11 protein-coding genes are annotated in these 12,647 nt (G+C 65.5%); all 11 read left to right on the plus strand.

What is annotated here, in order from left to right; translation table 11 throughout:
• Positions 1-94 precede the first annotated feature (94 nt).
• Complete coding sequence (locus SFA35_RS08105) at positions 95-1,576, plus strand: sigma-54 dependent transcriptional regulator (RefSeq protein ID WP_320577052.1); 1,482 nt, start codon at positions 95-97, stop codon at positions 1,574-1,576.
• 233 nt (positions 1,577-1,809) lie between these two features.
• Entirely contained in the window at positions 1,810-3,045 is a 1,236-nt protein-coding gene (locus SFA35_RS08110; RefSeq protein WP_320577054.1) for a sensor histidine kinase, read from the plus strand.
• Complete coding sequence (locus SFA35_RS08115) at positions 3,045-4,460, plus strand: sigma-54 dependent transcriptional regulator (RefSeq protein ID WP_320577056.1); 1,416 nt, start codon at positions 3,045-3,047, stop codon at positions 4,458-4,460. The genes SFA35_RS08110 and SFA35_RS08115 overlap by 1 nt, the downstream gene beginning before the upstream one ends.
• Positions 4,461-4,616: 156 nt before the next feature.
• On the plus strand, positions 4,617-4,952 hold the full coding sequence (gene fliE, locus SFA35_RS08120; RefSeq protein ID WP_320577059.1) for a flagellar hook-basal body complex protein FliE: 336 nt from the start codon (positions 4,617-4,619) through the stop codon (positions 4,950-4,952).
• Between the two features lie 14 nt (positions 4,953-4,966).
• A complete protein-coding gene (fliF, locus tag SFA35_RS08125; protein ID WP_320577065.1) occupies positions 4,967-6,766 on the plus strand; it encodes a flagellar basal-body MS-ring/collar protein FliF in 1,800 nt (599 codons plus the stop codon).
• On the plus strand, positions 6,759-7,778 hold the full coding sequence (gene fliG / locus SFA35_RS08130; protein WP_320577071.1) for a flagellar motor switch protein FliG: 1,020 nt from the start codon (positions 6,759-6,761) through the stop codon (positions 7,776-7,778). Before fliF ends, fliG begins: the two co-directional genes overlap by 8 nt.
• 86 nt (positions 7,779-7,864) lie before the next feature.
• The gene (fliH, locus tag SFA35_RS08135) at positions 7,865-8,647 is read left to right on the plus strand and encodes a flagellar assembly protein FliH (RefSeq protein WP_320577073.1); all 783 of its coding nucleotides are present in this window, start codon (positions 7,865-7,867) and stop codon (positions 8,645-8,647) included.
• A gap of 24 nt (positions 8,648-8,671) precedes the next feature.
• Positions 8,672-10,030, plus strand: coding sequence for a flagellar protein export ATPase FliI (gene fliI, locus SFA35_RS08140; RefSeq protein WP_320577075.1), 1,359 nt, complete (start codon positions 8,672-8,674; stop codon positions 10,028-10,030).
• Positions 10,031-10,033: 3 nt separating this feature from the next.
• Positions 10,034-10,483 carry a flagellar export protein FliJ gene (gene fliJ / locus SFA35_RS08145; RefSeq protein WP_320577077.1) on the plus strand — a complete coding sequence of 150 codons (450 nt, stop codon included), beginning with the start codon at positions 10,034-10,036 and terminating at the stop codon, positions 10,481-10,483.
• A gap of 92 nt (positions 10,484-10,575) precedes the next feature.
• Positions 10,576-10,905: an STAS domain-containing protein gene (locus tag SFA35_RS08150; protein WP_320577079.1), complete on the plus strand. Its 330-nt coding sequence runs from the start codon at positions 10,576-10,578 to the stop codon at positions 10,903-10,905.
• 3 nt (positions 10,906-10,908) lie between these two features.
• The gene (locus SFA35_RS08155) at positions 10,909-12,627 is read left to right on the plus strand and encodes a fused response regulator/phosphatase (protein ID WP_320578906.1); all 1,719 of its coding nucleotides are present in this window, start codon (positions 10,909-10,911) and stop codon (positions 12,625-12,627) included.
• Positions 12,628-12,647 lie beyond the last annotated feature (20 nt).

Consider the following 12,647-nt stretch of genomic DNA (forward strand, 5'->3'; position numbering starts at 1 on the left):
ACTGCGTTCTGGCGTCTTCACTCAGAATGTGGCAAAAAGTGTGTCGAGCTTGCCCGAATTCGGGTACCGAGTGGACTAGGGAAGTTGCTATTGCATGTGGCGTGAAACCAAAATTCTGCTGATCGATGACGATAGCGTCCGCCGCCGCGATTTGGCGGTGATCCTTAATTTCCTCGGCGAAGACAACCTGCCCTGCGCCAGCGATGGCTGGCAGCAGGTGTGCGAGAAATTGTCCTCCAACCGCGAGGCGCTCTGTGTGCTGATCGGTACGGTCAGCGCGCCGGGCGGCTTGAGCGCACTGCTCAAGACCCTGGGCGCCTGGGACGAATTCCTGCCGGTCCTGCTGATCGGCGACGTCGGCACCCCCGACCTGCCCGAAGACCAGCGCCGTCGCGTGCTGTCCAGCCTGGAAATGCCGCCCAGCTACAGCAAGCTGCTCGACTCGCTGCACCGCGCCCAGGTCTACCGCGAAATGTACGACCAGGCCCGCGAGCGGGGTCGCCACCGCGAACCCAACCTGTTCCGCAGCCTGGTCGGCACCAGCCGGGCCATCCAGCACGTGCGCCAGATGATGCAGCAGGTCGCCGACACCGACGCCAGCGTGCTGATCCTCGGCGAGTCGGGCACCGGCAAGGAAGTGGTGGCGCGCAACCTGCACTACCATTCCAAGCGCCGCGACGCGCCCTTCGTGCCGGTCAATTGCGGGGCGATCCCCGCCGAGCTGCTGGAAAGCGAACTGTTCGGCCACGAGAAGGGCGCTTTCACCGGCGCCATCACCAGCCGTGCAGGGCGCTTCGAACTGGCCAACGGCGGCACGCTGTTTCTCGACGAAATCGGCGACATGCCGCTGAACATGCAGGTCAAGCTGCTGCGTGTGCTGCAGGAGCGCACCTTCGAGCGCGTGGGCAGCAACAAGACCCAGAGCATCGATGTGCGCATCATCGCGGCCACCCACAAGAACCTCGAGAGCATGATCGAGACCGGGACCTTCCGCGAAGACCTGTACTACCGCCTCAACGTATTCCCCATCGAGATGGCCCCGCTGCGCGAACGCGTCGAGGACATCCCGCTGCTGATGAACGAGCTGATTTCGCGCATGGAGCACGAGAAGCGCGGCTCCATCCGCTTCAACTCGGCGGCGATCATGTCGCTGTGCCGACATGCCTGGCCGGGCAACGTCCGTGAGCTGGCCAACCTGGTCGAACGCATGGCCATCATGCATCCCTATGGCGTGATCGGCGTTGCCGAGCTGCCGAAGAAGTTTCGCTATGTCGATGACGAAGACGAGCAGATGGTCGACACACTGCGCACCGACCTGGAGGAGCGCGTGGCCATCAACGGCCATGCCCCGGACTTCACCAGCGGCGCGATGCTGCCGCCCGAAGGCCTGGACCTCAAGGACTACCTGGGCGGCCTGGAGCAGGGCCTGATCCAGCAGGCACTGGACGACGCCAACGGCATCGTCGCCCGCGCCGCCGAGCGCCTGCGCATTCGCCGCACTACCCTGGTGGAGAAGATGCGCAAGTACGGCATGAGCCGGCGTGAGGGTGAAGGCGAGGAACAGGCGGAGGATTGACGCCTGTAAACCCGCTTTACCGCAAACGGCGCCCGATGGCGCCGTTTGCCTGTCTGCGACAACGCTTGCGCTTGCGCGCTTAAGCCCTTGTCAGTCCTGCGCTTTGTCCTGCGCCGTGGGCGCCGTCACCAACCCGACAAAATCTTCCGGCACGGCTATTGCTAAGTCTCTGCTACGACACCGTTTTATGACGGTGAGCCACACGAGAGAGCATCATGCCGCAGGCCGCCCCCATGTCATCCGCCCAAGGGTTCGACAACTCCAGTGCATCTTCCTCGGTTGAAGAAGCCAGCCGGCTGGGGCTTGAACAGGCGTTCTCGCTGTTCAGCCAGATGTCCACGCAGCTGACCGACTCCTACAGCATGCTCGAAGCCCGTGTGGCCGAACTCAAGGGCGAGCTGGCCGTGGTCAGCGCCCAGCGCATGGCCGAGCTGGCGGAAAAAGAGCGCCTGGCCAACCGCCTGCAGCACCTGGTGGACCTGCTGCCCGGTGGCGTTATCGTCATCGACGGCCATGGCCGGGTCACCGAGGCCAACCCCACCGCCTGCGACCTGCTCGGCCGGCCGCTGGAAGGCGAGCTGTGGCGCCAGGTAATCATCCGCTGCTTCGCCCCCCGGGAAGACGACGGCCACGAGATTTCCCTGAAGGACGGACGCCGGCTGTCCATCGCCACCCGCTCATTGGGCTCCGAGCCCGGCCAGTTGGTGCTGCTCACCGACCTCACCGGCACCCGTCAGCTGCAGGAACAACTGGCGCGCCATGAGCGCCTGTCCTCGCTGGGACGCATGGTCGCCTCGCTGGCTCATCAGATTCGCACGCCGCTGTCGGCGGCCTTGCTCTATGCCAGCCACCTGGTCGAGCAGCCGCTGCCGGTGGAAACCCAGCAACGCTTCGCCGGGCGCTTGAAGGAGCGCCTGCACGAGCTGGAGCATCAGGTGCGCGACATGCTGGTGTTCGCCCGCGGCGAGTTACCGCTGACCGACCGGCTGACCCCACAGGCGCTGTTCAAGGCGTTGCAGGCCGCCGCCGAAGTCAAGACCCAGGACCTGGCGATCCGCTGGCAGTGCGACGTACGCCAGGGCGAGTTGCTGTGCAACCGCGACACCCTGGTCGGCGCCATGCTCAACCTGATCGAGAACGCCATCCAGGCCAGCGCCGGGCAGGCGCGGCTCAAGGTGCACATGTATCGCCGTGGCCACGAGCTGCGGGTGACGATCAGCGACAGCGGCGCCGGTATCGAGCCGCAGATTCTGGCGCGCCTGGGCGAGCCGTTCTTCACCACCAAGACCACCGGCACGGGCTTGGGCCTGACGGTGGTGCAGGCGGTGGCCCGCGCCCATCAAGGCGAGCTGCTGTTGCATTCGCGAGTCGGCCGCGGCACCTGCGCCATTGTCCGCCTGCCCTTGATCGCCGAGCAGGTGGTCAGTGTCCCGCCGCTCGAGGACTCGCTTGCAGAGGAAGGCATCTGATGAACATCAAAGTGCTGCTGGTGGAAGACGATCGCGCCCTGCGTGAAGCACTGGGCGATACCCTGGAAATCGGCGGCTACGAATACAAGGCCGTGGCCTGCGCCGAGGACGCCCTGGCGGCGGCCAGCGTGGAGGCCTTCGGCATGGTCGTCACCGACGTCAACATGCCCGGCATGGACGGCCACCAGCTGCTCGCTGCGTTGCGCCGCAAACAGCCGCAACTGCCGGTGCTGCTCATGACCGCCCATGGCGCCGTGGAGCGCGCGGTCGACGCCATGCGCCAGGGCGCTGCCGACTACCTGGTCAAGCCGTTCGAGCCGCGAGCATTGCTCGAGCTGGTCGCCCGCCACGGCCAGGGCACGATGCGCGCCAGCGACACCGAAGGGCCGGTGGCCATGGAGCCGGCCAGTGTGCAGTTGTTGCACCTGGCCGCGCGGGTCGCGCGCAGCGATTCCAATGTGTTGATTTCCGGCGAATCCGGCACCGGCAAAGAGGTGCTGGCGCGCTACATCCATACCCAGTCGAGCCGTGCCGACAAGCCGTTCGTGGCGATCAACTGCGCGGCCATCCCCGACAACATGCTCGAAGCCACACTGTTTGGCCACGAGAAGGGCTCGTTCACCGGCGCCATCGCCGCCCAGGCCGGCAAGTTCGAACAGGCCGACGGCGGTACCATCCTGCTCGACGAGATTTCCGAGATGCCTCTGGGCCTGCAGGCCAAGTTGTTGCGCGTGCTGCAGGAACGCGAAGTGGAGCGGGTCGGTGGGCGCAAGCCGATCAGCCTGGACATCCGCGTGGTCGCCACTACCAACCGTGAGCTGGCCGGTGAAGTGGCGGCCGGGCGGTTTCGCGAAGACCTGTACTACCGGCTGTCGGTGTTCCCGCTGGCCTGGAAGCCACTGCGCGAACGACGCGCCGACATTCTGCCGCTGGTCCAGCGTCTGCTGGCCAAACACGTCAATAAAATGAAGTTGGGTACCGTACGTCTATCGCCCCAGGCGCAGGCCTGCCTCACCGGCTATAACTGGCCAGGCAATGTGCGCGAACTGGACAACGCCGTACAGCGTGCGCTGATCCTGCAGCAGGGTGGGCTGATACAGGCCGAGGACTTCTGCCTGGCCGGCCCCATCAGCGGCCCGCTGACCCCGGCGCTCAAGGTGGTGGTGGACAATATCCACCCGCCGCTGGTCGACCACCACCACCCGCATCCACCCATGGCCGAGGCCGCTGGCGGGCTGGAAGACGACCTGCGCCGGCGCGAATTCGAAATGATCATCGAGACCCTGCGCAGCGAGCGCGGCCGGCGCAAGGAGGCCGCCGAGAAGCTGGGTATCAGCCCGCGTACATTGCGCTACAAGCTGGCGCAGATGCGCGACGCGGGGATGGATGTGGAGGCCAGCCTTTACGCTTCCTGAGCCTGGGACCTGTCCGGACGGGGTCGTGATCGATTGGCAGCCGCTAATGTATCTGTTTGCTGAACCACTCCACACAACTGGCACCGTCCTTGCTAACTCCACTGTACCGACCGCTTCACCGTCAAAAATTTGCGCGCCGCCACAGAGAGAGATTTCATGAGCCAGGGTATTGAATTCAATCGGTTGATGTTGGACATGCGCAGCATGCAGGCTGACGCCATGGCCATGCCCAAGGTCGCCAGCACCGACAGCGTGCAGGCCACCGGCCAGAGCAGCTTTGCCGACCTGCTCGGCAGTGCCGTGAGCAAGGTCAACGATACCCAGCAGGCGTCCAACCAGCTGTCCACCGCCTTCGAGATCGGCAAGAGCGGCGTCGACCTGACCGATGTGATGATCGCTTCGCAGAAAGCCAGCGTCTCGTTCCAGGCCATGACCCAGGTGCGCAACAAGCTGGTCCAGGCCTACCAAGACATCATGCAGATGCCGGTTTGAGGATTAATTGAGTCATGGCTGATGCAGTCCCGGATACAGTGCCAGCAAAGAAGCCAGGCGGGAAATCTTCCCTCCTGAGCATGTCCATGCTGGAGAAAATCTCGCAGATGACGATGCTGCGTCAGGTCGGCCTGTTGGTTGGCCTGGCGGCCAGCGTCGCGATCGGCTTCGCCGTGGTTCTGTGGTCGCAGCAGCCTGACTATCGTCCGCTCTATGGCAGCCTGGCGGGCCTGGACACCAAGCAGGTCATGGACACCCTGGCCCAGGCCGACATTCCCTACACTGTGGAGCCCAATTCCGGGGTGCTGCTGGTCAAGGCCGACGACATCGGTCGTGCGCGACTGAAACTGGCCGGCGCCGGCGTGGCCCCGAGCGACGGCAACGTCGGCTTCGAATCGCTGGACAAGGACCAGGGCCTGGGCACCAGCCAGTTCATGGAAAACGCCCGCTACACCCGCAGCCTGGAAGGCGAGCTGGCGCGGACCATTTCCAGCCTCAACAACATCAAGGGTGCCCGCGTGCACCTGGCGATCCCCAAGAGCTCGGTGTTCGTGCGCGATGAGCGCAAGCCGACCGCGTCGGTGCTGGTCGAGCTCTATCCCGGCCGCAGCCTCGATCCGGGCCAGGTGCTGTCTATCGTCAATCTGGTGGCGACCAGCGTGCCCAGCCTGGACAAGTCCAATGTGACCGTGGTCGACCAGAAGGGCACCTTGCTCTCCGACACCGGCGAGAACTCCGAGCTGAGCATGGCCGGCAAGCAGTTCGACTACAGCCGCCGCCTGGAGAGCATGCTCACCCAGCGCGTGCAGAACATCCTGCAACCGGTACTGGGCAGCGACCGCTACAAGGCCGAAGTCTCGGCCGTGGTCGACTTCAGCGCCGTCGAGTCGACCTCCGAGCAGTTCAACCCGGACCAACCGGCGTTGCGCAGCGAGCAGTCGACCAGCGAACAACGCTCCAGTGGCTCCAGCGGCCCGACCGGCGTGCCCGGCGCCTTGAGCAACCAGCCACCGAGCCCAGCCAGCGCGCCGCAGACTACCGGCGGCCAGGCCGGCGCCGCCGCTGCCGGGCCGATCGCCCCGGGTCAGCCGCTGCTCGATGCCAACGGCCAGCAGATCATGGACCCGGCCACCGGCCAGCCGATGCTCGCGCCATACCCGGCCGACAAGCGTCAGCAGTCCACCAAGAACTTCGAGCTGGACCGCTCCATCAGCCACACCAAGCAGCAGCAGGGTCGCCTGCAGCGTCTGTCGGTGGCTGTAGTGGTCGACGATCAGGTAGCCGTCGGCGCCGACGGCAAGCCGGTCAGCACGCCGTGGAACGCCGAAGCCCTGGCGCGCTTTACCCGCCTGGTGCAAGACGCGGTGGGCTTCGATGCCAGCCGTGGCGACAGCGTGACCGTGATCAACGTGCCGTTCTCCACCGCTCAGGGCGAGCCGATCGCCGAGACGCCGTTCTACAAGGAGCCGTGGTTCTGGGACATCGTCAAGCAAGGCCTGGGCGTGCTGTTCATCCTGGTGCTGGTGTTCGGTGTGCTGCGTCCGGTGCTCAACAACATTACCGGCGGCGGCAAGGGCGGCAAGGGTGGCGGCATGCTCGGCGCCGACGGCAGTGACGTCGAACTGGGCGGCCTGCCGGGCCTGGGTGGCGAGCTGGCCAATGACCGAGTCAGCCTGGGCGGGCCGCAGAGTATCCTGCTGCCCAGCCCGACCGAGGGCTATGATGCCCAACTGAACGCAATCAAGAGTCTGGTGGCCGAAGACCCGGGCCGTGTCGCCCAGGTCGTGAAAGAGTGGATCAACGCCGATGAGTAACAATCCCGCGCTTACCGCAAAACTGACCCGCGTCGACAAGGCGGCGATCCTTCTGCTCTCCCTCGGCGAAACCGATGCCGCGCAGGTACTGCGCCACATGGGGCCCAAAGAAGTGCAACGGGTGGGCGTGGCCATGGCGCAGATGCGCAATGTGCACCGCGAGCAGGTCGAACAGGTGATGAGCGAGTTCGTCGAAGTGGTCGGCGACCAGACCAGCCTGGGCGTCGGCTCCGACGGCTACATCCGCAAGATGCTCACCCAGGCGCTGGGCGAAGACAAGGCCAACGGCCTGATCGACCGCATCCTGCTGGGTGGCAACACCAGCGGCCTGGACAGCCTCAAGTGGATGGAACCACGGGCCGTGGCCGACGTGATCCGCTACGAGCACCCGCAGATCCAGGCGATCGTGGTGGCGTATCTGGACGCCGACCAGGCTGGTGAAGTGCTTGGGCATTTCGACCACAAGGCGCGCCTGGACATCATCCTGCGGGTCTCGTCGTTGAATACCGTGCAACCGGCGGCGCTGAAAGAATTGAACACCATCCTCGAGAAGCAGTTCTCGGGCAACTCGCAGGCGGCGCGGACCACTTTGGGCGGCGTCAAGCGGGCGGCGGATATCATGAACTTCCTCGACAGCTCGGTGGAAGGCCAGCTGATGGACTCGATCCGCGAGATCGACGAAGACCTGTCCGGGCAGATCGAAGACCTCATGTTCGTCTTCAACAACCTGCGCGACGTCGACGACCGCGGCATCCAGGCGCTGCTGCGCGAGGTGTCCTCGGACGTGCTGGTGGTGGCCCTCAAGGGCGCCGACGAAGGGGTGCGCGAGAAGATCTTCAAGAACATGTCCAAGCGCGCCGCCGAGCTGCTGCGCGACGACCTGGAGGCCAAGGGGCCTGTGCGGGTCAGCGACGTGGAGGCGGCGCAGAAGGAAATCCTCACCATCGCCCGGCGCATGGCCGAAGCCGGCGAGATCGTGCTGGGTGGCAAGGGCGGCGAAGAGATGATTTGATGGTGGGCAAGGGCTGACCCCGTTGCGATGGGGCCGGCCCTGGCTGGCATCCGCACTCTCTCAATCTCGCATCAGGAACCCGCTCAATGTCTCGCCCCAACGAACCGCTCAGCGACCTGATCCGCGCCAAGGATCTGGAAGGCCTGGATGTCTGGGCCTTGCCCAGCTTCGACCCGGAAAAACCCGAGCCTGAGCCCGAACCCGAACCTGCCGTGCAGGAGCTGATGGAGGAGGTGCCCCTCGACGAGGTGCAGCCGATGACCCTCGAGGAATTCGAAGCGATTCGCCAGGAGGCCTACAACGAAGGCTTCGCCGCCGGTGAACGCGACGGCTTTCACAGCACCCAGCTCAAGGTCCGCCAGGAAGCCGACGCGGCCCTGGCCGGGCGCCTGCAGGTGCTCGACGAACTGATGTCGCACCTGTTCGAACCCATCGCCGAGCAGGACAGTCAAATAGAGAAATCCCTGGTGACCCTGGTCGGCCATATCGCCCGCCAGGTCATCCAGCGCGAACTGAGCAACGACTCGAGCCAGATCGAACGGGTGCTGCGCGAGGCCTTGAAGCTGCTGCCGATGGGCGCCAACAACATCCGCATCTTCGTCAACCCGCAGGATTTCGAGCAGATCAAGGCCCTGCGCGAGAAGCACGAGGAGAACTGGAAGATCCTCGAGGACGACGTGCTGATGCCAGGCGGCTGCCGGGTCGAAACCGAACACAGCCGCATCGATGCCAGCATGGAAACCCGCATCAGCCTGGCCGTGGCGCAGTTGTTCGACCAGATGCACGAGCAGGCGATGCACCCCGAGCAGTCGGACATGGTGGTGGAATTGACCACCGCTGCCGCCGACCTGCCGGCAACCCAGGTTTAAGGTGACCAGCGCAGGGCGAGCCCGATGAAACTTGAACGCACCAGCTTCGGCAAACGCCTGAGCACCTACGAAGCCAATATCAACCTGCCGCGCCAGCCGGTGCTCGAAGGCCGCCTGCTGCGCATGGTCGGCCTCACCCTGGAGGCCGAGGGCCTGCGCGCGGCCATGGGCAGCCGCTGCGTGGTGATCAACGACGACGGCTACGACGCCGGCTCCGTGGAAGCGGAGGTGATGGGCTTCGCCGGCAGCAAGGTGTACCTGATGCCGGTCGGCAGCGTGGCTGGCATCGCCCCGGGCGCCCGCGTGGTGCCGGTGCCGGACACCGGCCGCCTGCCCATGGGCATGACCATGCTCGGCCGTGTGCTCGACGGCGCCGGCCGCGCGCTGGATGGCAAGGGCGGCATGAAGGCCGAAGACTGGGTGCCGATGGACGGCCCGACCATCAACCCGCTCAAGCGCGACCCTATCAGTGTGCCGCTGGACGTGGGCATTCGCTGCATCAACGGTCTGTTGACCGTCGGCCGCGGCCAGCGCCTGGGCCTGTTCGCCGGTACCGGCGTGGGTAAATCGGTGTTGCTGGGCATGATGACCCGCTTCACCGAAGCCGACATCATCGTCGTCGGGCTGATCGGCGAGCGGGGTCGCGAGGTGAAGGAGTTCATCGAGCACAGCCTCGGCAGCGAGGGCCTCAAGCGCTCGGTGGTGGTGGCCTCGCCGGCGGACGACGCGCCCTTGATGCGCCTGCGCGCGGCCATGTACTGCACGCGCATCGCCGAATATTTTCGCGACAAGGGCAAGAATGTCCTGTTGCTGATGGACTCCCTGACCCGCTTCGCCCAGGCCCAGCGCGAAATCGCCCTGGCCATCGGCGAGCCGCCGGCCACCAAGGGCTACCCGCCGTCCGTGTTCGCCAAGCTGCCCAAGCTGGTGGAACGGGCCGGCAATGCCGAGGCCGGCGGCGGTTCGATCACAGCCTTCTATACCGTGCTGTCCGAAGGCGACGACCAGCAGGACCCGATCGCCGACTCGGCACGGGGTGTGCTCGACGGCCACATCGTGCTGTCGCGGCGCCTGGCGGAGGAGGGCCACTACCCGGCCATCGACATCGAGGCGTCCATCAGCCGGGTCATGCCGTCGGTGGTCACCCCCCAGCACCTGGGCCAGGCCCAGCAGTTCAAGCAGATGTGGTCACGCTACCAGCAGAGTCGCGACTTGATCAGCGTCGGCGCCTATGTCGCCGGCGGCGACCGCGACACCGATCAGGCGATCGCCTTGCAACCGGCCATGGTGCGTTACCTGCGCCAGGGCCTGAACGACAATGAAAGCATGCAGGACAGCCGCGAGCGGCTGGCCGCCGTGTTCACCCCCGTCGCCCCGAGGTAAGCCATGGCAACCAGCCGCGCCGCCCGCCTGGCCCCAGTGGTGGAAATGGCCGAAAAGGTCGAACGCAGCGCTGTGCAGCGCCTGGGTCACTTCCAGGGTCAGGTGCGCCTGGCCGAGACCAAGCTGGCAGAACTCGAACGCTTTCGCAGCGACTACCAGCAGCAGTGGATTGCCAACGGCAGCAAGGGCGTGTCCGGGCAGTGGCTGATGAACTACCAGCGCTTTCTCAACCAGCTGGAAACCGCCGTGGCCCAGCAGCGCAAGAGCCTGGCCTGGCACGAGAACAACCTCTACACCGCGCGCACCGCCTGGCAGCAGGCCTACGCGCGGGTGGAAGGCCTGCGCAAGCTGGTGCAGCGCTACATCGACGAGGCACGGGCACTGGAAGACAAACGCGAGCAACGGCTGCTCGACGAGCTGTCCCAGCGCCTGCCGCGCCATGAGCAGCTGTAGCGTCAGGCTAAATTTTTCAAGGGCATTTGCTGGCACTGCCAGTCGGTGCTAAACCTCTGTCAGGACTGCCTTTCTCCCAAGGAGCTTCGTCAATGAGCGTCACATCAGAACTGTCCGCGGACGGCAAGACCCTTACCATTACGGTCACCGGACGCTTCGATTTCAGTGCGCACCAGGAATTTCGCCTGGCCTATGAAAAGGTCAACGAGCACCCGAGACATTTCATCGTCGACCTCAAGGGCACCACCTACCTGGACAGCTCGGCGCTGGGCATGCTGCTGCTCCTGCGCGACCACGCCGGGGGCGATCATTCCGACGTGCACCTGGTCAACGTGACCCCGGATGTGCAGAAGATCCTGGCCATCTCCAACTTCGACAAGCTGTTCAAGTTCGAGCCGTCCAAGGGCGAGGGCACGCGGTAAGTGATCGAGCCCTTCGAGCCCTTGACCATCCTGATCGCCGACGACAACGTCACCGACCGCCTGCTGCTGTCGAGCATCGTACGGCGCCAGGGCCATGCGGTGGTGACCGCCGGCGACGGCCAGGAGGCGGTCGACGTGTTTCGCCACGTGCGCCCGCACCTGGTCCTGCTCGACGCCATGATGCCGGTGATGGACGGCTTCCAGGCCGCCCGCGAGATCAAGCAGCTGGCCGGCGAAGCGCTGGTGCCGATCATCTTCCTGACCTCGCTGACCGAGGAGCAGGCGCTGGTGCGCTGCCTGGAAGCCGGCGGCGACGACTTCCTCGCCAAGCCCTACAACCAGGTGATCCTGGCGGCCAAGATCAAGGCCATGGACCGCATGCGCCGCCTGCAGGCGACGGTGATGGAACAACGCGACCAGATCGCCCGCCACCACGGCTACCTGCTCAACGAGCAGCGCGTGGCCAAGGCAGTGTTCGACCAGGTGGCGCACTCCGGGTGCCTCAGCTCGCCGAATATCCGCTACCTGCAATCGCCCTACGCGCTGTTCAACGGCGACCTGCTGCTGGCCGCCTTCACCCCGGCCGGCGACATGCACATCCTGCTCGGCGACTTCACCGGCCACGGCCTGCCGGCGGCAGTCGGTGCCATGCCGCTGGCCGAGGTGTTCTACGGCATGACCGCCAAGGGCTACGGCCTGGCCGAGACCCTGCGCGAGATGAACGCCAAGCTCAAGCGCATCCTGCCGGTGGACATGTTCTGCTGTGCGACCATGCTCGGTGTCAGCTTCCAGCGGCGCACGGTGGAGGTGTGGAACGGCGGCATGCCCGACGGCTACCTGCTGCGCCAGGACAGCGGCGAGCAGGTGCCGCTGGTGTCGCGCCATCTGCCCCTGGGCGTCCTGCCGCCCGGCCGGTTCGAGGGTGGCACCGAGGTGTACCCGATGAGTGAAGGCGATCGGCTGTTCCTGCTGTCGGACGGAGTCATCGAGACCAGCGACGGCGATGACCAGCAGTTCGGCGTCGAGCGCCTGTGCCAGGTGTTCAGTGCCAACCGCGCGCAACAGCGCGACCCCGACCGGCTGTTCGAGGACATTCTTCAAGCTCTCGAGGATTTTCGCGGCCAGGCTCGCGACGACGTCAGCATGGTGCAGATCACCATGGTCCCCGCCAACAGCCTGACGCCGCCGGCGTTGACCTACTCCGACAGTGGCGAGTCCAGCCCGCTGGATTGGTCGCTGAGCTTCGAGTTGCGCGCCGACACCCTCAAGCGCTTCAACCCCTTGCCCTACCTGTTGCAATTGCTGCAGGAAATTCACGGCCTGCGCAGCCGCGGCGGGGCGCTCTACAGCGTACTCGCCGAGCTTTACTCCAATGCCCTGGAGCACGGGGTGCTGGGCCTGGACTCGCAGCTCAAGCGCGATGCCACAGGCTTTGCCCAGTACTACGAGCAGCGCAACGAGCGCCTCACGCAACTGCGAGAAGGCTATGTGCGCCTGCATCTGGAGGTCATTCCGCAGCCGCGCGGCGGCGGCAAGTTGCTGATCAAGGTCGAGGACAGCGGTCCGGGTTTCGACGTCGGCGCGGTACTCGCGCGGGCCGCCGCCGAGCGCGGGCTGTCCGGGCGTGGCCTGAATCTTGTAAGGCAGTTGAGCAACAGTGCCAGCTGGGCCGACGATGGCCGCAGCGTCCACGTGGAGTTTTGCTGGGAGGCTCTGGCATAATCCGCGCTTGATCAAGGAGC

The organism is Pseudomonas sp. HR96 (assembly GCF_034059295.1).
Lineage (GTDB): Bacteria > Pseudomonadota > Gammaproteobacteria > Pseudomonadales > Pseudomonadaceae > Aquipseudomonas.